The organism is Sphingomonas sp. BL-S-28, from assembly GCF_055521515.1.
Map to the genome: position 1 here is coordinate 920,278 of NZ_CM145484.1, position 22,060 is coordinate 942,337.

Consider the following 22,060-nt stretch of genomic DNA (forward strand, 5'->3'; position numbering starts at 1 on the left):
ACACAGTTGACACGGTCCAGAGGAAAAACCCGCCTCCGGGCCGTGAAAACTGTCACCTTGCGGGTGTGAGCTGTCACCTTGCGGGGGCGAACCGTCACCTTGTGCGCTGAAAGTGTCGCCTTGTGCCGTGCAAGGTGACACTTTCCGCCGGTGCGTGTCACCATGCGGCGGGGCGGCCGACTATTTCCGCCCCCCAATCTTTCCGATGTCAAAGACCGCTGCGCAGGCGACCATGACAGAGCGGCGCGGCGTAGGAAAACCCTTCCATTCCGGGCGCTCAGAAGCCTGCCGCTCAGCCGGTCGGGATTGTCACCAGCGGCGCGTTGTTGGCGCTGCTGGAATCGTTGAGCGACAGCAATATCTGGGCGATCAGAAACATGCGCTTGGATTCGCTGTCCGTGCCATCGATCCAGAACCAGTTGCCGCGATAGCGGATCGCGACATGCGGATCGGCGGGGCGGGTGGCGCCGCAATGGATGCGGACCAGAGGGGCCGTTCCGGCGGGATCGGTTTGCGCGTCGGCGGCCCTGCCATTGCGATCTTTGTCGGGAATGTCGACGCCCTGTGCCATTTCCGTCAGGATTTCGAACATCGAGCGGGAGCCTATCGCCAGTTGGCCGGACGCCGGTTGAGCCGCCCCGAAACGGATCGCGAGTTCCTTGGCATCGTCCGGCAGATTGAGGGCATGTCGGATGAAGTCGAGATCCGCGCGATCGCTCGCCGAAGGTTCTCTCGACAGGATCGCGCGGGCCGTGAAGTGCGATTTCTCGTCGCGCTCGATATGCAGGGCAATGCCGCCGCTGCGCTGCAAGCGTCCGAGCGCCTTGATGATGAGGGAAAACTGCGGATCCGCCGCGCCGGCGAACAGGGGATCGTGACTGCCCGCGCGAACGCCGTTGATCGATCGGGCCGAGAGCCGGAGGAGATATTCGGCGGACCATCCCGCCTCCATCATCGCCAGCAGCGAGGCCGGCGGGATCGGCGAAAGCATGCTGCGTGAGAAGCGCTCTCCCGATAGCGGCGCGTAAGTGATCGTGGGCGTTTCCCGCAGCAGGACATTGGCGCCGGCGGCCCCGCTGGCGTCGTCGGGGGCGGGATTGATGCCGAAATCGGCGTGAAGCGAGCCTTCGCGCGTGTACTGGCTGATGACCGAGCCCACTTCCAGGAATGCGGGGGCATCGCCGTAGCGTATCGCCACGATATTGAGCAGCAACTGCTCCTTGTTGTTCTGCAGCAGGCGCATGGAATAGTCCGACCGATCGATCCCCATGCGCTGCGCGCCGATGGACGTACACCCCGGTGTCGACAGGGCGAGCAGCGGCAGGACGAAAGAGAACCAGAACCGTCTCGCGCCGTCTTCCATCGCCCATCGTCCTCGGCCTCGCGCCTTCCATTGGTAGAGCGAATTGGCGGCGCGCCCCATCGGGACTTCCCTTGCGCCGATCTCGGGAAAATCCTCATCAACGCGGGCACGTGCCGTCCTTATGCTGCCGCCGATACGACGAACTGCCAATACGACGAACAGCATGCGACGGAGCCTGAACATGAAAAAGCTGGTACTTGCCGCAGCGCTTGCGGCCATGATTGCGACACCGGTTGCCACTCTGGCGAAAGTCTCGTCCGATGCGACGCCGGGCGTCAATTTTGCCGATTACAAGACGTTCTATTTCGTGAACCCCGGTCCGCCGGCTGGGATCGATCCCGTCGCCTACGAGCGTATCCGCATGGATATCGAGCAGGGCCTGACCGGCAAGGGCTACACCAAAGGGTCCGCGGGCGATCTGGCCGTGGTCATAACCGTGGGGGCCAAGGACAAGACGGATATCGAGACCTGGGGCGCGTTCGGGCGCCAGGTGGACGTGCACCAGTATCGCGAGGGGCAGCTTTCCGTCGATGTTTTCGATGCCAAGACGAAGCGGCCGCTCTGGCATGGGCAGGCCGTCGACGATGTCGGCACGAAGCTCAATCCCGAAAAGGTGGAGAAGGAAGTGGGCAAGCTGATGGCCCAGTTCCCGGCCCGCGCTGCAGCCTGACCTGACCTGACCTGACCTGACGTGACCTGAACTGACTTGGGGCGCACCGGTCACAGGATCGGTGCGCCGCGACCACGCCGGAGACCATCGCCCGGGCCGAAGGTACAAGATTTTCGGGGTGGCTGAGGCGCCGCCGGGTACATTAGGCACCGGAAGGTATGAACATGCCGGTGCACCACGCTTCCTGGGGCCTTACCGAGAAGGAGAAGCAGACGCTTCGCCTGATCGTGCGCGGGCACGATGCCAAGTCGATTGCCCGCAGCCTCGACCTTTCGGTCCATACGATCAATGAGCGGCTGCGCGATGCGCGGCGCAAGATGGCAGTGTCCAGCAGCCGGGAGGCGGCGCGTCTGCTGCTGGAAGTGGAGGGGGATATTGGAGCCGCTCCAGCCCCCGAATTGCTTGTGGACACGGGAATCGGGGGAGACGGGGCGGCGGTCCGGGCGGATCAGGCAGAGGCGCCGATCGGCGGCGCGGGGTGGCTTCATCGCCATCGCCGGATCAGCATCGGAGTTCTGCTCATGACCTTTGCCCTTGGCCTTCTGGCGCTCGCCAGCCTCACGCAAGTCGCCACATCGCCCTCGCCAGTACCGACCAGTGCGGTCAATCAGGAGGTCGTCGATGCGGCGCGCCAGTGGTTGACGCTGGTCGATCAGGGGCGCTGGGCGGATAGCTACAAGGGGACCGGCTCCGCATTCCAGAAGCTGAACACCCTGCAGGTATGGGCGGAGACGTCCGAGAAGGTGCGCGTGCCGCTGGGTGCGGTGATCTCGCGCACGTTGCTCAGTCAGGAGAACCTGCCCGCGCCGCCGGCAGGCTACGAAGTCGTGAAGTTCCGCACCCGCTACGCCAACAAGGCGGATGCGGTGGAGACGGTTTCGCTGGCGCGCGAAGATGGCGTGTGGCGCGTGGCGGGCGTGACGATCGAGTAAGTCGGGCGGGCGCGGGTCGCCTAGCCCGCCAGATGCTCGCTGAGCGAGCGCGCCGCGCCGACCAGTGCCTGTTTCACCCGGTCCATCTCGCCGCGCAGCGTTGCGCCGATGCCGATGGCGACAAGTGCATGGGAAGGCGCGCCGCTGCCGCGACTGCCTTTCCACACCGGCGCGGCGATCACGGTGACGCCGGCGATGTAGTGGCCGTCGTCCACGGCCACGCCGGTCAGCCGCGCTTCGGCGACTTGCGCGCACCATTCCTGCCATGACGGGGCATGGTCCCAGCGCAGCGTTTCGAAGCGCGGGTGCAGGCTTTCAAGGTCCTCCACGCCGAAGGCGGCAATGCAGCGGCCGGTGGCGGACACGAGCGCGGGGAAGCGGCTGCCCACCTGGGTGGAGAGCTGGAATGCCTCGCCCGATTGCGCCATCGCCGTGACGATGATGTGGTCCAGCCCGAAGACCTGCACGCCCAGCGTGGTCAGGCCGAAGTCGCGCGAGATGCGGTCGAGCGGGCCTTGCGCAAGGTCGTTGAACTGGTCCCGCTTTAGCCAGCCGCGGGCGAGCGTTAGCACGCCAGCGTCGAGCGCGTAGCGCTTGGTATCGGGATCGAAAGCCACGAATTCCTCGGCCACCAAGGCCCTTAGAACATAGAGGCAGGTGCTGGGCACAAGGCCCAGTTCGCGGGCGATGGCCTGCACCCCCATCGGCGATCCGCGCTTGCCCAGCAGGCGCAGCACTGCCGCCGCCCGGGCGATGGCGGGGGCCTTGCTGGCGCGCACGGCGTCTTCGAGGGGGTCTGTGGGGATCATTGTTCAATATATAGAATAACATTCAATATTTACAAAACAAGCCCACTTCATCACATTTGTTGAACACAAGGACAAACGACCGGCGCGTGAGTCGCAGAAGCGATTCAGGGCGGTGCGTGGAGCGGGATGAGCGATGGCGAAGTTGACCGACCTTTCGAGCTATGCCGATGCGCAGGCGCATGCCTCGTCGGCCGCGCTGTGGGAGCTGTTCGACGGCGACCGCGACGTGCTCAACATCGCGCATGAGTGCATCACTCGCCATGCCGATGGCTCGGGCCGGGCGGCGGTGCGGATTGCCCATGCGGACGGCCGCGATGAAATCCTCAGCTTCGATCTGATCGCCGCCGGGGCCGCACGGTTCGCCCACTGGCTCGATGCCGAGGGTGTGCAGCCGGGCGAGCGCATCGCCTTCATGCTCGAACCCTCGCTGCCGTTCTACGTCTGCCTGTTCGGGGCGATGCAGACCGGGGCGATCTCCGTGCCGCTGTTCACGCTGTTCGGGCCGGACGCGCTGAAGCTGCGGATCGACGACTGCAAGCCCTCGATCCTCGTCACCAATGCCGAGAAGGCGGAGCTCGCACGAGGCGCCGTGACGGCGGAAAACGGGCTGCGCGTGATCGTCGCGGACGAGGGCCTGCTGGACGAGATCGCGAAGTTCCCCGCGACCTATACGCCGAAGACCAAGGCGGGCGATCTGGCCGTGTTCCAGTACACCAGCGGCACCACGCGCGAACTGCCCGAAGCGGTGAAGCACACGCACAAGGCGTTGGTTACGCTGATGTTCGCGGCGCTTTATGGCACCGGGATCAGGCCCAAGACCGCAAACGGGGAAGGCGATGAGTTCTTCTGCCCGTCCTCGCCCGCATGGGGGCATGGTCTGTGGCACGGCACGTTGGCGCCACTGGGGCTCGGCGTCACCACCGGCACTTTCGCCGGGCGCTTCGATCCGGTGCGGCTGATGAAGGCGCTGGACGATTATGGCATCACCAATATGTCGGCGGCGGCGACGCACTACCGCATGATGAAGAACAGCGGCGCGGCGGGGGACTACACGTTCCACTTCCGCAAGCTGTCCTACACCGGGGAGCCGATCGATCCGGCGACGCTGGAATTCATCGACGGGGCATTTAAGGTGCCCGTCTGCTCGATGTACGGCACCACCGAGATCGGCGTGGTGCTGGTGAACTACCCCGGCGCGGCGGACTTCACGGTGAAGCCGGGTTCGCTGGGCAAGGCGGTGCCGGGGCAGAAGCTGGAAGTCCAGCGCCCCGATGGCACCCCCACCGCGCCCGGCGAGATCGGCGAGCTGATGCTCTGGCGGGGCGGCGCTTGGATGACCACCAAGGACCGCGCGAAGATCGATGACGAAGGCTATTTCTACCACTGCGGCCGCGCCGATGACGTGATCATCTCGGCCGGCTGGACGATGTCCGCCGTCGAGATCGAGAACACCATGCTGCGGCATGAAAACGTCCTCGAATGCGGCGTGATCGGCGTGCCGGATGAGCAGCGCGGGCAAGTGGTGAAGGCTTTCGTCGTCGCCAACCGCGCGGGCGACGATGCCTTCGTTAAGGAGCTTCAGGACTTCACCCGCGAACGTCTGGCCCAGCACGAATTCCCGCGCATCGTGGAGTTCGTGGAAGAGCTTCCCAAGAACCCGGCCGGCAAGGTCCACCGCAAGATGCTGCGCGATCGCGAGGCGGCGAAAGCCGCTGAAGCGGTCGGCTGAAACTTATTCAACGAATCCAGGAGAGTACCGAAATGGCAACCACAGCAGAATCCAAGTTCCCCAAGATCACCGAGGCCGGCCTCGACGATCTGCGCGCCCGCATCGGCGTGAAGATCGAGAACACCGTTGAGCCGTGGAACTACGAAGCCACCCGCGACGCGATCCGCCACTATGCCCACGGCATCGGCGACGACAATCCGCTGTGGTGCGATCCGGAATATGCGAAGAACACCAAGTACGGCTCGATCGTCGCGCTGCCTTCGTTCCTGTTCACCACCAGCCGCATCGTCTCCGGCTACTGCGGCGGTCTTTCGGGCGTGCACGCCATGTGGGCGGGTGCGGACTGGACCTGGCAGAAGCCGGTGCTGCGCAACGACACCATCACCACCGTCGCTTATCTGAAGGATCTGGTCGAGCACCAGACCAAGTTCGCCGGCCGCTCGTTCCAGCAGATCTACCACGTCGATTTCTACAACCAGCACGGCGAGCAGGTTGCCGGCGCGGATTCGTGGGTGTTCCGCACCGACCGTGACGAGGCGCGCGAGCGCGGCACCAAGTACACCGAAGCGCGCGGCCGCGTGGAGCCCTTCACCCAGGCCCAGCTCGACGAATTCTACGACATCTACGACCAGGAAGAGATCCGCGGCGCCACCCCGCGCTACTTCGAGGACGTGAACGTCGGCGACAAGCTGCCGCCGATGATGAAGGGCCCGATGACCGTCACCGGCTTCATTTGCTACGCACAGGGCTGGGGCGGCCTCTACATCCGCGCCAACAAGCTGGCCTACAAGATGCAGAAGGCGCACCCAGGTCTGGGCATCCGCAACCGCTTCAACGTGCCGGACTGCCCCGAGCGCGTGCACTGGGACGAAGCTTTCGCTCTCGAAGTAGGCGCGCCGGGCGCTTACGATTACGGCCCGGAGCGCTGCTCGTGGCTGACGCACCACATGACCAACTGGATCGGCGACGATGGCTTCCTCACCAAGTCCGACTGCCAGATCCGTCGCCACAACCCGGATGGTGACGCCATCATCATCACCGGCGAAGTGACGCGCAAGTTCGAGGAAGGCGGCAAGAAGTTCGTCGAAGTGGCGCAGAAGGCGACCACCCATCGCGGTGAACTCTCGGCTTTCGGCACCGCCGTTGCGGAACTGCCCAGTAAGGGCTGATAACGAGCGCTCCGGGTCGCATACCGGTGCAGCGATTTCGGTCCGGACCTTTGCGCAAGGTCCGGGCCGTGTCGTATGAATGCTGCGAAAAATAACGGGAGAGCAGGCAGTGGGACAGGATGCAGCGGCGGCGCCGCAATTCGAAGCCAATGGCGATGTGCGGGTTTCGGCCTTCGTCCTGCCGGTCTCCAGCCTGCTGAGCGAGGAAGCCGCCGCGTTCCAGCGTTCTCGCGCGACAATGCCGGCCTTCGATGCCGCCGGTGAGCATGAGGCGGACATTGCGGCCCGGCGCGAGCAGATCAATGCCTATGCCGCGCAAGGCGTCGCCCGCCTGCGTGAGAATTTCGCGGTGGAGATCGTCACGAAAACCATCGGCGGCGTGGAGGTTCTGGACGTCACCCCGGCGGATGGCAGCCACGATCCTGAGCGCGTGCTGATCAACCTGCACGGCGGGGCCTTCACCGTGGGGTGGGACGGGATTGCGCTGATGGAGGCGATCCCCATCGCCGCGCTCGGCAAGTTCCGCGTCGTCAGCGTCAATTACCGCATGGCACCTGAATATCGCCACCCGGCGGGTGTGGAGGACGTTGCGGCGGTCTATGCCGCGCTGCTGCAGGACTACGCGCCGGGCCGGATCGGCATCTACGGCGGTTCCGCAGGCGGCGCGCTGACGGCGCAGGCGGCGGCATGGCTTCCGGCGCATGGACTGCCGCAAGCGGGCGCAGTCGGCATTTTCGGCGCGGGCGGGGTGCCGTTCGGGGCGGGCGAGTCCGCCTATGTCGCAGGGTATATCGACGGCTCGTTCCCGCCGCCGCCCGCCGACGGCAGCACGCCCATCGACATCACGCGCGGCTATTTCGATCATTGCGATCCGCGCGATCCCAGCGCCTGGCCGGGCTATCATCTGGACGTGCTGGCCACTTTCCCACCCACGCTGATCATCACCGGCACCCGCGCGATGGACCTCAGCCCGGCGATCTTCACGAACTCCCAGCTGCTCAAGGCCGGTATCCGCTCCACCTTGATCGTGGGCGAGGGCATGGGCCACTGCTACCACTACGGCCTCCACATGCCCGAAGGGCGCGATGCCGTGGCGCTGATCCTCTCCTTCTTCCGCGAGAACCTGTCCCGATGACGTCAGACACACCTTGGGCCGGTCCGCTTGCCGGGGTGCGGGTGATCGACTTTACCCGCGTGCTGGCGGGGCCCGCTGCCAGTCTGGCGCTGGCCGACATGGGTGCCGAGGTGTTCAAGATCGAACCTCCCGGCACCGGGGATGAGACGCGCACTTTCCCGCCCACGCGCGATGGGGAGAGCCACTATTACCTCGCGGTCAATCGCGGCAAGAAATCCATCGTCGTCGACCTCAAGAGCGAGGAAGGGCTGGCGCTGGTGCGTGATCTGGCGGCCAAGTGCGATGTGCTGGTGGAGAACTACCGCCCCGGCGTGATGGATCGGCTCGGCCTTGGGTACGAGGCGATGAAGGCGATCAATCCGCGCCTGATCTACTGCTCTATCTCCGGCTATGGCCAGACCGGCCCGCTGAAGGACCGGCCCAGTTTCGACATCGTGCTTCAGGCCATGTCCGGCGCGCTCTCCATGAACGGAGAGCCGGACGGGCTGCCGACCAAGCTGGGCATTCCGCTGGGCGATCTGGTCGGCGGCATCAACGGGCCCATCGGCATCCTCTCCGCCCTTTACGAGCGCGAGCGGACCGGCGTGGGCCGGCATATCGACGTCAGCCTGATGGACGGGCTGATCGGCATGCTGGGCTACATCGCGCAGCTCGCCTTCTTCAACGGCACCGACCCCAGCCGGGTAGGGTCGCAGCATCCCAATCTGGTACCCTATGGCATCTTCCCGGCGCGCGAGGGTTCGATCGTCGTCGCCTGCCTGACGCCGGGGTTCTGGAGCCGCATCTGCCGCTCCATCGATCGGCCGGAACTGACCGAAGACCCGCGCTACGACACGCTGGAAAAGCGCCGCGACGCGCGGGCGGAGGTCAACGCCATCGTCAGCGCCTTCACGGAGCGCCACAGCGTGGACGAACTGGTGGCGATCTTCGCCGCGCACGAAGTGCCGCACGCGCCGATCCTGGGCGTGTCCGAAGCGCTGGCGCAGCCGCAGGCGGTGGAGCGCGAGATGGTGGTGGAAACGCAGCACAAGACGCTGGGGCCGATCCCCATCGTCAATCGCCCGATCCGTTTCACCGATGCCCCTCAGCCGGTGCCCAGCGCGCCGCCGGTGCTGGGCGAGCACACCGATGCCATTCTGGAAGACGTGCTCGATCTTTCGCCGGAGCGAATTGCGGCGCTCAGGGCGTCGGGCGTCGTTGCGTGAGACCCGAACCTTCGTCATTGCGAACGGAGTGAAGCAATCCATGGCGGCTTGGGCGACTCTGGATTGCCGCGCGGCTTTGCCGCTCGCAATGACGATGACTGGTGGGAGATGACTATGCCAGACCTGCGCTTCGATAACCGTGTTGCCGTGATCACCGGCGGCGGGCGTGGGCTCGGGCGGGCGCATGCGCTTTTGCTGGCGAGCCGGGGCTGCAAGATCGTCATTAACGATCCCGGCGTCTCGATGGCGGGCGATGCCACCGACGAAGGCCCGGCAGAGGCGCTTGCCGCCGAAATCCGCGCCCTGGGCGGGGAGGCTGTGGCCAATACCGACAGCGTCGCCACGCCCGAGGGCGGCAAGGCGATCATCCAGTCCGCGCTCGATGCCTTCGGACGGATCGACATCCTGATCCACTCGGCCGGGAACGTGCGGCGGGGTAAGCTGACCGATCTTGCCTACGAGGATTTCACCAGCGTCCTCGATGTCCATCTGAAGGGCGCCTATCACGTGGTGCGGGAGGCGTTTCCGCACATGATGGCGCAGGGCTTCGGGCGGATCGTGCTGACCAGTTCGATCAACGGGCTCTACGGCAAGTCGGACAATGTGACGTATGCGATGTGCAAGGCGGGCTTCATGGGCCTCTCCAACACCGCCGCGATCGAGGGGCAGCACAATAACGTGAAGTCCAACCTGATCGTGCCCGCCGCCGTCACCCGCATGTCCGACGGGATCGACACCAGCCAGTTCCCGCCGATGGAGCCGGAGCAGGTGGCGCCGATGGTCGGCTATCTCTGCCACGAAAGCTGCGAGGCTTCGGGCGAGATGTTCGTCGCCATGGGCGGCCGTCTGGCGCGCGCCAAAGTGGTGGAGAACGAAGGCGCGTTCCGGCCGGACTGGTCGCTGGAGCAAGTGGCCGAACAGATCGATGCCATCCGGGGCGGCGGCGAGGTTCTGGCTTTCCCGCCGGTGCCGGACGGGCAGCTGGAGCATCTGCTCTATGGCTTCGCGATGATCCGGCGCGAAACCGTGGCCTGACGGGCTTCACTGTCTTTGGCTGGGGGTAAACAAAGAAAAAAGAGTTCGCGCGAAGGCGCGGAGGCGCAAAGAGGTCGTTCTTGCGGCAAAGCCGCCCTTCTTTTTGACGTTGCGCTATCCGCTACGCGAGAAGACAGAAATGACCTGGAGCTTTACACAACACCTTTGCGCCTCCGCGCCTTCGCGCGAACCTCCTTGTTTCTTCTGTCGCCCCATTGCGGTCGTTGAGCACAAGTGACATCAAGGGAGGATGACGAACGGGCTGATGAATTGGCGGAAATGGAAGCCGCAAATTTGGATGGTCGTGATGTTTTTCCTAATGGCCGGATTTTCGGAGACTGTGTCCCGGGGCGTGGTGTAGCTGAAGCCGAGGCGCCGCGCATTTCGGCATCCGTCTGGGCCGTTCATGCTCCTGGGACTGCTGAGAGCATGGTGATTGGATTGTCGCTGACCGGCGCCATGGTTTCAAGGGTCATATAGCGGGCACGCTGGACGGCCCATTCGTCTGACTGTTCCATGAGGATAGCGCCGATGAGTCGGGTGATGGCAGCCTCATTGGGGAAGATGCCGACGACATCCGTGCGGCGTTTGATTTCGCCGTTGAGGCGCTCGATGGGGTTTGTGCTGTGTAATTTGGCGCGATGCTCGCGCGGGAAGGTCATGTAGGCCAGCACATCGGGTTCGGCTTCATCCATCAGGTTTGCCAGTTTGGGCAGTTTGGGTCGCACCTGATCGGCCACGGCACGCCATTGCTGGCTGGCGGCCTCGGGTGTTTCCTGAGCGAAGGCGGTGGCGATGAAGGCGGAGACAACCCTGCGGCCGCTTTTACCGGCATGAGCCAGCGCATTGCGCATGAAGTGAACCCGGCAGCGCTGCCACGTGGCACAGAGCAGTTTGGAGACGGCTGCCTTGATGCCTTCGTGCGCGTCGGAGATGACCAGCTTGACGCCGCGCAGTCCTCGGCGCGTCAACTTGCGCAGGAAGGCGGTCCAGAAAGGCTCGGCTTCCGAGGCGCCGATGTCCATGCCCAGCACTTCGCGGCGACCGTCGCTGTTCACGCCTACCGCGACGATCACCGCCACCGAGACGATCCGCCCATTCTGCCGAACCTTCACGTAGGTTGCGTCGATCCAAAGGTACGGCCAATCCCCTTCGATCGGGCGGTCCAGGAAGGTATGCACGCGCTCGTCGAGCTCCTCACATAGGCGGCTCACTTGGCTCTTGGAGATGCCGTCCATGCCAAGCGCTTTGACCAGATCGTCCACTGAGCGGGTGGAAATGCCCTGGATGTAGGCCTCCTGGATCACCGCAGTCAGCGCCCGCTCCGCCATCCGACGTGGTTCGAGGAAAACGGGAAAGTAGCTGCCTTTGCGCAACTTTGGGATCCGCAGCTCGACAGTGCCGGCCCGCGTCTGCCAGTCGCGCTCGCGGTGCCCGTTGCGCTGAACAAGCCGGTCGGGAGACTTCTCGCCGTAGCCAGCGCCAGTCAGGTTGCCGACTTCCATCTCCATCAGCCGCTCGGCGGCAAACGAGATCATCTCGCGTAGAATATCCGCGTCCGGGGTCTTCTCTACCAGCGAACGCAGGTGCATCATCGGATCGGTCATCGTGATTCCTTCCGTCAGGTTCGAGTTTCGCAACCCAAACCTATCCGAAAATCACGGTGACCACCTCAACCCTCAGCTACACCACCTCCCGGGACACGATCTTTTCGGTTCGATCTGTAATTAGTGGGATTGTTTTTCTTGCGGTCGGGGCAGCGTTTGGCCTGATCCAAAAGCGGGTACAGCGACCATTCCGCAGTTTTTGTCACTTAGCGCTTGGTTCGACTATTTTACTTGCCTTCCTTGTACGAACGTCATGGCATGGCGAGTTCGTACTCGCCGTCCTAACGTGGTTGGGGGTAACAGCATTGGCCCTGTTCGTGACTATTTCTTATGAACGGTCAGCCGAGCGAACCTAGCCCGTCATAGGGTCCGCTTTCCTCCCAAAGCCGTCCTTCCAACTCCGCTCAGGCTGAGCTTGTCGAAGCCCCCTAGGCTAGGCGCTGCGGCTCCCCTTGCTTCGACAAGCTCAGCATGAGCGGGGTGGGTGGGGTGATGGCAACGCATTACCATCTCAGACCATCAGGCTCCCATGACGGCTCGCCAGGCGCCTAGCCGCGCAAGTCCTGCAGGCACCGCGTAAACCAGTCCGCCACTTGCGCGCGCTCGCTTTCGCCGAAGCCGGTCAGCGGCAGGTGGCGCAGGAAGAACACGAAGCCGATCGACAGGATCGAGATTTCCAGCGCCTTCACCGCGCCGCTTTCTCCGCCGATCGCCCCGGCCAGCGGCTCGATGCAGCGGCGGGCGAAGACACGGGCGGCGATCTCGGCCGCTTCCGGCGCGCCGGAGGCCATGGCGATCATCAGCATCGGCTGTACCGATTCCGCGCTGCCCAGCAGTTCGGCGGTGATGTGGCGGGCGAAATCCTCCGGCGCGACGGCCAGTAGCGGATCGACCGCCATGGCCTGATCCAGCGCCGCTTCGAACAGCCCCGCTTTCGATCCGTAGTAGCGCAGCAGCAATGGCGAACTGATCCCGGCGCGCGCGGCGATTTCGCGGATGCCGGTATGCGAATAGCCGCTGGTCGAAAACAGGTGCTTGGCCGCGTCGAGAATGCGCGCGCGCGTGGCTTCGGCATTTCGGGGACTGTTTCGGAGAGGAGGCGTTTCCATCGCCTGTAGGCTATCGCCGGGATTGACAGAAGGGCAAGAGCAACAGAAGTTACCAGTCGATAACATAACTGCGGAGAAGGCTGAGATGGCGACTTTCGTTCTGGTTCACGGCGGCGGTCACGGCGGCTGGTGCTACAAGCCGGTGGCGCAGCGGCTGCGCGCCATGGGGCACGAGGTTCATGCGCCTTCGCTCAGCGGGCTGGGGGACCGGAAGCACCTGCTGAGCCCCGATATCGATCTCGAAACCCATATCGACGACATTGCACAGTTGCTGGAATACGAGGATCTGACCGACGCGATCCTGGTCGGCCACAGCTATGGCGGCATGGTCATCACCGGCGCGGCGGACCGGCAGCCGGGCCGGGTGGGGCACCGCGTCTATCTGGATGCCGCCTATCCGCGAGACGGGGAATCGCTGCACGAACATGCCTTCGAAATGATCGATCAGGCGCGCCAGACGATGCAGCAAGTGGACGGTGTGGACGTGGTGCTGGAACCCATGCCCGGCTTTGCCGCCTTCTTCGGTGTGACCGATCCGGAACTGGGCGCCTGGACCGATGCGCGGCTGACGCGCCAGCCCTGGAAATGCTTCGCGCAGAAGATCGCTTTCACCGGCGAATCGGCCATGCGGGCGATTCCCGAAAGCCATCTGATCTGCACTTCGACCATCTCCGGACGCGATATGGCGCTGTTGACCGATCGATCACAAGGCCGCGTGTGGGATATCGATACCGGACACGATCTGATGCTTACCGAGCCCGACTGGGTGGCCGAACGGCTGGATGTCATCGCCAGAAGCTGAAATTCGCACGATTATGGAGAGACTTGCTGCCGCGGAACTGTTTTCGGTTCGATGAACACTTGCTTCACCAATGGTGAATAGGCTGTAGCAACCTGACACGGGGTGAGAACCCACGTGATTTGTGCGGATTGACAGCCGGGGCCACATGGGGACTTTGGCGCTATCCGCTCGAACGGGTTGCTAACGATGGCGAGTGTCTTGACCGATCACGTATCCGAAACCGACGTATGGACCGCACGCCTGCGGGATTTTCTGCACGACTGCGCCGGCAGCGCGGCGGTAGAGGAGCATGATCGGATCCGGGAAGCCGTGCTGCTGCTGCACGATCCCGCAGGCGATGCCACGGCAATGTTCGAACCATCCACTATCGAGGCGATGCTGGCGTGCGGTGCTGCGGAAAGCGCCGTGCTGGCGATCCTGGGGCCGGACGTGAACTGCATGGTCTCTCGCGGCAGTGCCGGGACCTGTCTGGCCACGCTGGTGCTTCCCGATGGATCGGAAGAGGTGATCAGCGAAGGCGCGACTCTGGCGCTGGCATTGCTGGCGGCCTACGTGTCGATGCTGCTGGCGGGTCTGGAGCGCGAGGATGCGATATCCTCTCCCCTGACGCTGCCTGCCGGGGCCCGGTTGCACTGAACGATCTCCGCAAACGGGACGGCGCATCCAAAGGGGTCGCACGAGGTTTCGGATGCGCCGTCAGTCTGTTCATCGGGGGAACCGCGACGGCTCCGGCCGGGAGGGTATCTGGCCGTGTCGTCTTTTCCGGCCGCTGCTGCGGCGGAATGCGGAACCGGATGCCGGCAGGATCAATCGTGTGGCGAGCCGGCACTGACTGGGTAGCATCGCATCCGCTAAACCTTCGTGCCTGCCGCGCTAGGGGCTGATCCGGGCCCGTTCGAAAGGATTGGCTCGAACGGTGCCCGGCCCCCGGGACGACCTGCTCAGCAGAGGCTCAATTGACCAGCGCCGCTTCGATCGCGATGCGGATCGCGTCGGACGTGTGGTTGGCGCCCAGCTTGTTGAGCATGTTGGCGCGGTGGATTTCCACCGTGCGCGGGCTGATCGAGAGGCGTTCGCCGATCAGCCGGTTCGACAGGCCACTGGCCACGCCGCCCAGCACTTCGCGTTCGCGGCGGGTCAGCCGTTCGACGCGGGCCCGGGCCATGACTTCGCGCAGCTTCGCATTGCCCACGCTTTCGGCCCGATCGATCGCGCGCGACAACGTATCGTTGAGTTCGGCGGCGGAGATCGGCCAGGCAATGTAGTCGATCGCGCCGTCCAGAATGGCTTCGACGATGCGGTTGGCCGAGGGGGCTTCGCTGAAGGCAATGATCGGGAACCATTCGCCGTGACGGGCCATCGATTCGATCAGATCGTCGATCGCGCCGGCTTCGTCATGGATCAGGATCACGCCCGATCTTGGCCAGGTACTGGACAGTTCGGATATGTTCTCGAACGGTTCGACATGGATGTTGCCGTTGGACAGGGCGTGGCTGATGGCAGCACGACGTCGCATATCGTTATCGATGAGGATGAGGTTTGAAATCCGCTCCATGGTATCCTCCTTATTCGGCATCTGCCTTAAGGAAGTTATCTCAGTGCAGTGAAAAGCGGGCGCGAGACCTGATCCAAAACCGACGCAGCCCCATCCATTTCGGTAAATACGCAGGAAATTCGGGCGAAAACGCAAACCGAATCGGACCTAGCTATTATAATAACTTAAAATTAGTCTTGTTTGGAAAATGCCTGCAAAGCATGTTTTAGCGACCGTTTGAAAAATGCCCGCAGGGGCATTTTTGAGGCGGCACCGGCCCTCTCCCCCACCCTACCACCCGCAGGATACTACCGATGGGTGGTAGGCCCCCTCAGCGAAAAGGTCCCCCGGACCTTTTCGTGTTCTTCGGAACGGGAGAGGGCCGGTGCCGCAAAATTCGCATTTCGCGAATGTTCAAACTTTCCGCTCAGCCAGCTTGCAGCGCGCGGCCGATTTCGTCGAAATCCTGGCGCAGGGTGCCGATCCGGCGGGCATCGAAAGTGATCGCGCAGTCCAGCACGGTGCGCCGCGCCGCCGTGTAGAGCTGGTTGAGCGCGCCGGCCATGCTGTTTTCGCCCGAAACGCCCAGTTGCAGCGCCGTGATCGCGGTCAGCGCACGGGTGAGCGAGCGGCTGCGCAACCCGTTGTCGCCGATCTTGTCGGCATGGATCGCAGTGCCCAGCGCCGCCACCAGATGTTCGTAGCACAAGTGGACCAGATCGGCGGGCTTGGCGCCATTGACGCGGGCGTCGAAGTCGACGCGGCGATAGGCTTCGTTGGGGTTCTGTTGGCGCAGCATCTCAATCGCTCGACTTGTTCCACTGGGCGATCTGGCTCTGCAGCATGCTCAGTGTGGATTTGGCGACGCTGACGCGCGTCTCGGAAACGGAATACTGCGCGGCCAGCCGGGCGCGCAGCTTTTCCTGCTGGTCGGCAAGGTCGCTCTGGTCGGTGGCCACTTGCGCAAGTTGCTTGGTGTAACGGGCGATCGAACCGCCCAGCGATCCATAGTCCGTGCTGGAACTGGCGGTACGATAGATCTTGTCCACCGTGCCGAACACGCCATTGATGCCATTGGTGAACATTGCGGCGACGCCATCGGGATCTGCGGCGATCGTGGCGTTCAGCCGGGCCGTATCGAGCGTGTATGTGCCGTCGCGCTGGGTCTTGAGGCCCAGATCGGCCAGCGTCTTCGCCGCGCCCGTCGCATCCGGCATGATCGTGGTGCTGCCGAGCGCGGACAGCGAGCGCTTGAGCGCACGCGCACCGCTATCGTTGGCGAGATCGCCGCCGACTGCGGTTGCCGTGTTCAGCGTGCCCACCACTTCGTTCAGCGCATCGATCAGATCCTGCATGGACGATGCGATGGAGGTGGTGGGATCGGCAAAGCTGACCGTGGTGGCCGCGCCGACATTGGTGGCGGACAGCGTCATTTTCACGCCGGGGATCACGTCGGTCAGCGTGTTGGTGGCGGAGGTCATCGCCAGGCCGTCCAGCTTGAACGAAGCATCGCTGGCGTTGGAAAGCACGGTGCCGGCGGTCGATGCGGGATTCCAGCCGAGGGTGGAGAGGCTGGTGGTACCGGACGCCGGACTGGCATCCAGAACGAAGCCGTTCTTCGCGCCTTCGGCGCCCTTCAACACCAGTTGCGCGCCGTCCACGGTCTGCGCGACATAGGCGGTGACGCCCGAGTTGCTGCCGTTGATCTTGGTGGCGACGTCGGCCAGCGTATCGTCGCTGTCGATGGTGATGTTCACCGCCGTGTGGCTGGTATCCTGCGTGAAGCTGCTGCCCGATACGGTGCCGAAGCGCAGCGTCAGCGTGCCCGCGCCGACGACATCGGTCTTGGCGCCATAGGCCGTGCTGGCGATCTGCTGGGCCGAGGCGAGTTTGCTCACTTCCAGCGAATAGGTGCCGGTCGGCGTGGTCGATCCGGTCAGGGTGCCGCTGGCGACCGCGCTGTTGGCCACTTTCGGCGTGCGCGCCAGATCGCCGCTGCGCACCAGCGTGCCCAAGGACGTGTCGATCGCCAGCAACATCGATTTGATGTTCGATGCGGTGGAGATTCGCGTGTTGAGATCCTCCGCCTTCGCCGTCAGCCGGTCGTTGCGGCTGGCGAACTGCGCGATGGCAAGGTTGTTGGCCAGCGCGGCCATGTCCACGCCGCTGCCGCCGCCCAGCGCCGTTACCAGCGAGGAAGTGGTGAGCGAGGATGTCGCGCTCGTCGTCGAAGTGGTGGAGGTGGTGGTAGCCATGCAGCGCAGGACGGCAGGCGCGGCGATTTATTAAGCCCGCATTAGGCCTGCATCAGGCCCGCATTACGGCTGCATCAGCATCCGGCTGACGCTCCGCGAGACGAAAGGCATTCGTGCGGCGGCGCGCAAGGCCAGATGGCGTGCGGCGCGGGCGGCGGGGCGTTCGGCGGTGTAGAGGCCGACGATCATGTTGGTGGCGGTATAGATAGGCCGGCTGGCAAGGCGGTGCGCGGCTTCATAGCGGCGCAGCAGCAGCGATGCGCCGATGTCTCCGCCTTGCCGATGCGCATCTGCCACCAGTTTGCCGAGCGTGACGGCACTGGCAAGGCCGAGGTTGAAGCCATGCGCCGTAACCGGGTGCATGCCCACGGCGGCATCGCCGATCAGCGCGGCGCGGCGGGCGGCGAAGTGGCGGGCATAAGTCGTGGCGAGCGGATAGACATGGGCCTTGCCGATCAGGCTCATGCGGCCGAGGCGGCCGTGGTAGCGGCGGGTGATCTCGGCGGCGAGGCTCTGCGCATCCAGCGCGGCCAGCCGCTCGATCTCAGGCGCGGCGAGGGTGAGCACGGCGGAGGACTCTCTGCCGTTCAGTTCCCTGCCATTCAGGGGCAGCATGGCGATGGTCTGGCCATGATCGAACCATTCGGTGGCCACGCCGTCGTGATCGAGATCGTGCGCCATGCGGCATACCAGCATCGAGCGGCCGGTGCGGTTTACCTCCGCATCGATGCCCAGTTGCTCGCGCACCAAGGAGAAGCGGGAATCGGCGCCCACCAGCAGGCGCGTCCGGAGCCGGGTTCCGTCGGTGAGCGTGACGCTGGCGCCGTCCGCATCGCTGCGCAGCGATGCCACGGTGCACCCGGCCAGCACGTCGATGCCCGCCTGTGCTTCGGTGGCCGCGAACAGCGCGCGGCGGATGCGATGGTTGGATACGAGCCAGCCCAGCCGGTCCTCGCCCGTGCCATCGGCTCCGAAAGACAGCGCGAAGGGGGAGCCGCCGTTCAGCACGCGGGCCTCGCGCAGGGGCGAGACCTGTCGCGGGTCGATCCAGCCCCAGGCGCCCAGCTTGCGCAATTCGCGGACGGAGCGGTGCGTCAGCGCGATCTCGCGGCCATCGACCGCCGGTTCGACCAGAGCCTCCAGCGGCTGACGCTCGACCACGGCGATGCTGAGGCCCGCGTCCGCCAGCGAGGCGGCGAAGGCCAGGCCGGCCGGCCCGGCGCCGACGATTATCAGGTCATGGGTCATCGCGCGGGCTCCATCGTTGTGCGGGTCGGACGGCGATTGGGGGCCATCCGGGATAGGAGTGCAAGCCGTGGAGGTCACACGCGATTTTCGCCATGATTCACGTCAAATTGTGAACAGTGCTTCCCTTTCCCTCGTGATTGCGAGGGGGCAGATCAGCCCTCTTGCGTGCCGGTGGGGTCCAGTCGCCCGTCGGCATCGAAGCGCAGGGTGACCGGCACCGCCACTTCGGGCGCGGCGCGTTTCTCCCCGCGCTTCAGAGAGAGCACGAAGGCCAGGATCGCGGCGACGGCGACGTAGTGTTCCTCGCGGATCATCTGCTTTTCGCGCGTGGTGTAGAAGACGGAGCGGGCGAGCGTGGGATAGGCGAGCATCGGCACCGCATATTCGGCGGCGAGTTCGCGCATCGCCATCGCTTTCTCGCCGCGTCCCTTGGCCAGCACTACCGGCGCCGGAGCCTTGGCGGGATCGTAGGCCAGCGCCACCGAGAAGTGCGTGGGGTTGGTGATGACGAACTGCGCCTCCTTCATCGCCGGGATCAGCGCGCCCATGGCGATCTGGCGCTGGCGGTGCTTGATCGCGGCCTTCTTTTCCGGCGCGCCTTCGGCATCCTTGTTCTCGTCCCGCACTTCCTGAAGCGTCATCTTCAGGCGGGAGAGGCGGCGGACGATCTGCACCGGCAGGTCGAACATGGCGATCAGGAACAGTCCGCCGGACAGCCAGAACAGCAGCGTGGTCACGCTGTGCCACGCGGCCGAGACTTGCCCCAGCAGGTCCCCACTGCCGAGGTGGAGCAGCGTTTCGATCTGCCCCCGCGCCCAGTACCAGCCGATCGCCAGCAGCAGCGTCACTTTGGCGACGCCCTTGGCCATCTCTATCCAGCCGCTGGGGCCGAACATGCGTTTCAGCCCCGAAAGCGGATTGATGCGCGATCCCTTGGGCAGCACGTTGCCGCCCACCCAGCGCCCCTCGCCAAAGCCCAGCTGCGAAATCAGCGAGACCAGCAGCACGGCAAGGCCCAGCACCAGGATCGGCGGCAGCAGTTCCACCAGCACTTGCAGCAGGCGCTGGCCCGGCGTGAAATCGTCGATATCGGCGCGGCGCCAGGTGAAGCCGGTGGCAAGGGCGCGCAGCAGCCGGTCCATCACCCATGGCCCGGCCAGCGTGAGCCATGCCCCGCCCATCGCCATGCCTGCCGCCGTCGCCATCTCGCGCGAACGGATGACGTCGCCCTTTTCGGCGGCGTCCTTCTTGCGCTTGGCGGTGGGGGCAAAGCTCTTTTCGCCTTCCTGCTCGGCCATGGTTGCGTCCTAGGGATGCATGATCGCGGCGGCCTGCTCGATCGCATCGGCCGAGAGGCGGGTGACGAGATCGGTCAACACCGGCGCGCTGGCCAGCAGCGCGGCGAGCCCGCCCAGCACACCTGCCGGCAGGCCCAGCGCGAAGAGGTTGAGCGCGGGGGCGGAGCGGCTGAGCACGCCGGTCACCACCTGCACCACCAGCAGCACCAGACAGGCTGGCAGGGCGATTGCGGCGCCAGTGGCGAAAGTGCGCGATGCGAAAGAGGCGACCAGCGCGAACCGCTGCGCGCCCAGCCAGGTCTGTCCCGGCGGGAACGTGCGGTAGCTTTCCACCAGCAGCGCGAACCATTGCAGGTGCGCGCCCAGGGCCAGGAACATCAGCGTCAGCACCACCGTGAAATATTGCCCCAGCGCGGGGGATTGTGCGCCGGAATTGGGATCGACCGAAACCGCCATGTTCATGCCCATCGCCCCGCCGACCACTTCGGCCGCCAGAATCGGCGCGGCGAAGGCCAGTTGCAGCGCGAAGCCCAGCGCCAGCCCGATGCAGACCTCCCCCGCGACGGAGAGCATGCCCAGCAGCGAGAATAGCGCGGCCGGCGCCTGCACCGGCGTCCACGCGCAGATCATCACCGCCACCGCCCCGGTCACGATCACCCGCGCTTGCGGCGGCACCCCGGCGATGCCGAACATCGGCGCGGCCATCAATGCGGCGCCGATCCGCGTCATCACGAAGAGCAGCCGCCAGAATTCGTGCTCTACCGGGCCGAAACCGAAATCGAGGGCGTTCACGGGGCGACCTGCTCGGCCTGCCCGGTGCGCGCGATCTCGGCAAAGATCTCCTGCGTGAAATCGCCGATCAGCGTCATCATCGAACTGCCTAGCACCACCAGCACCAGCGCGGTTATCGCCAGTTTGGGCACGAAAGTCAGCGTCTGCTCGTTCACCGAAGTCGCCGCCTGAATCACGCCGACGACCAGCCCAACCGCCAGCGAGGCGATCAGCACCGGCGCGGCGACCAGCGCGGTGACCCACAGCATCTTGTCCGCCAGATCGAGGAGGGCACCGATGTCTTCCATCGCCCTATCCGAAGCTCGCCGCCAGAGAGCCCATCAGCAGCGCCCAGCCATCTACCATCACGAACAGCAGCAGCTTGAAGGGGAGGGAGACGACCATCGGGCTCATCATCATCATGCCAAGGCTCATCAGCACGGAAGAGACGACAAGGTCGATCACCAGGAACGGCAGGAACAGCATGAAGCCGATCTGGAACGCGGTCTTCAACTCGCTGGTCACGAAGGCGGGCAGCAGGATGGAGAAGGGCACGTCGGTCGTATTCGCGAAGCGCGGCGCTTTCGCCATGTCCGCGAACATCGTCAGGTCGCGTTCGCGCGTCTGGCGGATCATGAAGGCGTGGAACTCTCGCCCGCCCGCCTCGATGGCCTGCTGGGCGTTGATCTTATCCGCCGCATAAGGGGCGATGGCGCTGGCGTTCACCCGCTCCAGCGTGGGGGACATGACGAAGAGGGAGAGGAACAGCGCCAGCCCGATCAGCACCTGATTGGGGGGCGACTGCTGCAAGCCTATGGCTTGCCGCAGGATCGCCAGCACCACCAGAATGCGCGTGAAGCTGGTCATCATCAGCACCAGACTGGGCAGGATCGTCAGCAGCCCCATGATCAGCAGGAGCTGCAAAGAAAGGCTCATGCCCGGCCCTCCCGGACCGGATCCGGTGCCGCCGACGGAGCCCAGGGCCCGGTCCAGCGCACCGGGGATCGCCGATTGGGCGTGGACGGTGAGGGGCAGCAGCGCCGCACCCAGCGCTGCCGTCAGGGAAAGGGCCGTCAGGGAAAGGGCGCGCTTCATCGCGTTGCGTCCTCGACCGCCAAGTCCTGTTCGAAGCTTCGGGCGGGCGCTTCGGCCAGCGGGGTCAGCCCCTGCCGGGTGGCGGAGACGAGAATCTCGCGCCCGTGGAACTCGATCACCGCCAGCTTCATCGTGGGAGAAAGCATCAGCGTCTCCACAATCCGTACCGAGCGTCCGGTGGCGGGGCCGCCCACGCGTTCCTGCATCCGCCGGGCCAGCCAGAGGCAGCCCCAGATCATCGCTGCGATCAGCGGCAGCAGCAGCACCAGCTTGAGCAGATACCAGCCCATGGCC

General features: G+C 64.8%; 22 protein-coding genes. 9 read left to right on the top strand and 13 right to left on the bottom strand.

Features of this window, described 5'->3' with window-relative positions; translation table 11 throughout:
- Positions 1-292: 292 nt before the first annotated feature.
- Positions 293-1,528 carry a hypothetical protein gene (locus ACZ1JC_RS13035; RefSeq protein WP_465136456.1) on the bottom strand — a complete coding sequence of 412 codons (1,236 nt, stop codon included), beginning with the start codon at positions 1,526-1,528 and terminating at the stop codon, positions 293-295.
- A gap of 16 nt (positions 1,529-1,544) precedes the next feature.
- Between ACZ1JC_RS13035 and ACZ1JC_RS13040 the strand changes: the two genes are divergently transcribed.
- Both ACZ1JC_RS13040 and ACZ1JC_RS13045 read left to right on the top strand, forming a co-directional pair.
- A complete protein-coding gene (locus ACZ1JC_RS13040) occupies positions 1,545-2,033 on the top strand; it encodes a DUF4136 domain-containing protein (RefSeq protein ID WP_465136455.1) in 489 nt (162 codons plus the stop codon).
- A 158-nt stretch (positions 2,034-2,191) separates the two neighbouring features.
- The gene (locus ACZ1JC_RS13045; RefSeq protein WP_465136454.1) at positions 2,192-2,965 is read left to right on the top strand and encodes a helix-turn-helix domain-containing protein; all 774 of its coding nucleotides are present in this window, start codon (positions 2,192-2,194) and stop codon (positions 2,963-2,965) included.
- Between the two features lie 20 nt (positions 2,966-2,985).
- Here the strand turns inward: ACZ1JC_RS13045 and ACZ1JC_RS13050 are convergent, their stop codons facing one another.
- On the bottom strand, positions 2,986-3,774 hold the full coding sequence (locus ACZ1JC_RS13050; RefSeq protein ID WP_465136453.1) for an IclR family transcriptional regulator: 789 nt from the start codon (positions 3,772-3,774) through the stop codon (positions 2,986-2,988).
- Between the two features lie 133 nt (positions 3,775-3,907).
- Here ACZ1JC_RS13050 and ACZ1JC_RS13055 point away from each other — a divergent pair, with 133 nt between their 5' ends.
- The 5 genes from ACZ1JC_RS13055 to ACZ1JC_RS13075 all read left to right on the top strand — a co-directional run bounded on the left by ACZ1JC_RS13055 (position 3,908) and on the right by ACZ1JC_RS13075 (position 10,047).
- Positions 3,908-5,503 carry an acyl-CoA synthetase gene (locus ACZ1JC_RS13055; RefSeq protein ID WP_465136452.1) on the top strand — a complete coding sequence of 532 codons (1,596 nt, stop codon included), beginning with the start codon at positions 3,908-3,910 and terminating at the stop codon, positions 5,501-5,503.
- Positions 5,504-5,535: 32 nt separating this feature from the next.
- A complete protein-coding gene (locus tag ACZ1JC_RS13060) occupies positions 5,536-6,672 on the top strand; it encodes an FAS1-like dehydratase domain-containing protein (protein WP_465136451.1) in 1,137 nt (378 codons plus the stop codon).
- Positions 6,673-6,781: 109 nt separating this feature from the next.
- Positions 6,782-7,807: an alpha/beta hydrolase gene (locus ACZ1JC_RS13065; protein WP_465136450.1), complete on the top strand. Its 1,026-nt coding sequence runs from the start codon at positions 6,782-6,784 to the stop codon at positions 7,805-7,807.
- Complete coding sequence (locus ACZ1JC_RS13070; RefSeq protein ID WP_465136449.1) at positions 7,804-9,012, top strand: CaiB/BaiF CoA transferase family protein; 1,209 nt, start codon at positions 7,804-7,806, stop codon at positions 9,010-9,012. The genes ACZ1JC_RS13065 and ACZ1JC_RS13070 overlap by 4 nt, the downstream gene beginning before the upstream one ends.
- A 114-nt stretch (positions 9,013-9,126) precedes the next feature.
- Positions 9,127-10,047: an SDR family NAD(P)-dependent oxidoreductase gene (locus ACZ1JC_RS13075; protein WP_465136448.1), complete on the top strand. Its 921-nt coding sequence runs from the start codon at positions 9,127-9,129 to the stop codon at positions 10,045-10,047.
- Positions 10,048-10,451: 404 nt separating this feature from the next.
- Here ACZ1JC_RS13075 and ACZ1JC_RS13080 read toward each other — a convergent pair whose 3' ends face one another.
- Entirely contained in the window at positions 10,452-11,654 is a 1,203-nt protein-coding gene (locus ACZ1JC_RS13080; RefSeq protein WP_465135341.1) for an IS256 family transposase, read from the bottom strand.
- A 548-nt stretch (positions 11,655-12,202) separates the two neighbouring features.
- Positions 12,203-12,763 carry a TetR/AcrR family transcriptional regulator gene (locus ACZ1JC_RS13085; protein ID WP_465136447.1) on the bottom strand — a complete coding sequence of 187 codons (561 nt, stop codon included), beginning with the start codon at positions 12,761-12,763 and terminating at the stop codon, positions 12,203-12,205.
- An 85-nt stretch (positions 12,764-12,848) separates the two neighbouring features.
- Here ACZ1JC_RS13085 and ACZ1JC_RS13090 point away from each other — a divergent pair, with 85 nt between their 5' ends.
- Together ACZ1JC_RS13090 and ACZ1JC_RS13095 are read left to right on the top strand one after the other, a co-directional pair.
- A complete protein-coding gene (locus tag ACZ1JC_RS13090) occupies positions 12,849-13,565 on the top strand; it encodes an alpha/beta hydrolase (RefSeq protein WP_465136446.1) in 717 nt (238 codons plus the stop codon).
- A gap of 198 nt (positions 13,566-13,763) precedes the next feature.
- Positions 13,764-14,201 (top strand): hypothetical protein, encoded by a 438-nt coding sequence (locus ACZ1JC_RS13095; protein ID WP_465136445.1) that lies wholly within the window; start codon positions 13,764-13,766, stop codon positions 14,199-14,201.
- 316 nt (positions 14,202-14,517) lie between these two features.
- Here ACZ1JC_RS13095 and ACZ1JC_RS13100 read toward each other — a convergent pair whose 3' ends face one another.
- From ACZ1JC_RS13100 to ACZ1JC_RS13140, 9 genes are all read right to left on the bottom strand, one after another.
- Positions 14,518-15,120 (bottom strand): response regulator transcription factor, encoded by a 603-nt coding sequence (locus ACZ1JC_RS13100; RefSeq protein ID WP_465136444.1) that lies wholly within the window; start codon positions 15,118-15,120, stop codon positions 14,518-14,520.
- Positions 15,121-15,526: 406 nt separating this feature from the next.
- On the bottom strand, positions 15,527-15,898 hold the full coding sequence (locus ACZ1JC_RS13105) for a flagellar protein FliS (protein WP_465136443.1): 372 nt from the start codon (positions 15,896-15,898) through the stop codon (positions 15,527-15,529).
- 1 nt (position 15,899) lies between these two features.
- Positions 15,900-17,354 (bottom strand): flagellar filament capping protein FliD, encoded by a 1,455-nt coding sequence (gene fliD / locus ACZ1JC_RS13110; RefSeq protein WP_465136442.1) that lies wholly within the window; start codon positions 17,352-17,354, stop codon positions 15,900-15,902.
- 63 nt (positions 17,355-17,417) lie between these two features.
- Positions 17,418-18,602, bottom strand: coding sequence for a 5-demethoxyubiquinol-8 5-hydroxylase UbiM (gene ubiM, locus ACZ1JC_RS13115; RefSeq protein WP_465136441.1), 1,185 nt, complete (start codon positions 18,600-18,602; stop codon positions 17,418-17,420).
- A gap of 152 nt (positions 18,603-18,754) precedes the next feature.
- Positions 18,755-19,900 carry an EscU/YscU/HrcU family type III secretion system export apparatus switch protein gene (locus ACZ1JC_RS13120; RefSeq protein ID WP_465136440.1) on the bottom strand — a complete coding sequence of 382 codons (1,146 nt, stop codon included), beginning with the start codon at positions 19,898-19,900 and terminating at the stop codon, positions 18,755-18,757.
- Positions 19,901-19,909: 9 nt separating this feature from the next.
- Positions 19,910-20,692, bottom strand: a complete 783-nt coding sequence (gene fliR, locus ACZ1JC_RS13125; protein ID WP_465136439.1) for a flagellar biosynthetic protein FliR — start codon at positions 20,690-20,692, stop codon at positions 19,910-19,912.
- A complete protein-coding gene (locus tag ACZ1JC_RS13130) occupies positions 20,689-20,979 on the bottom strand; it encodes a flagellar biosynthetic protein FliQ (protein WP_465136438.1) in 291 nt (96 codons plus the stop codon). The genes fliR and ACZ1JC_RS13130 overlap by 4 nt, the downstream gene beginning before the upstream one ends.
- Before the next feature lie 4 nt (positions 20,980-20,983).
- Positions 20,984-21,766 (bottom strand): flagellar type III secretion system pore protein FliP, encoded by a 783-nt coding sequence (fliP, locus tag ACZ1JC_RS13135; protein ID WP_465136437.1) that lies wholly within the window; start codon positions 21,764-21,766, stop codon positions 20,984-20,986.
- Positions 21,763-22,056 carry a flagellar biosynthetic protein FliO gene (locus tag ACZ1JC_RS13140; protein ID WP_465136436.1) on the bottom strand — a complete coding sequence of 98 codons (294 nt, stop codon included), beginning with the start codon at positions 22,054-22,056 and terminating at the stop codon, positions 21,763-21,765. Before ACZ1JC_RS13140 ends, fliP begins: the two co-directional genes overlap by 4 nt.
- Between the last annotated feature and the right edge of the window lie 4 nt (positions 22,057-22,060).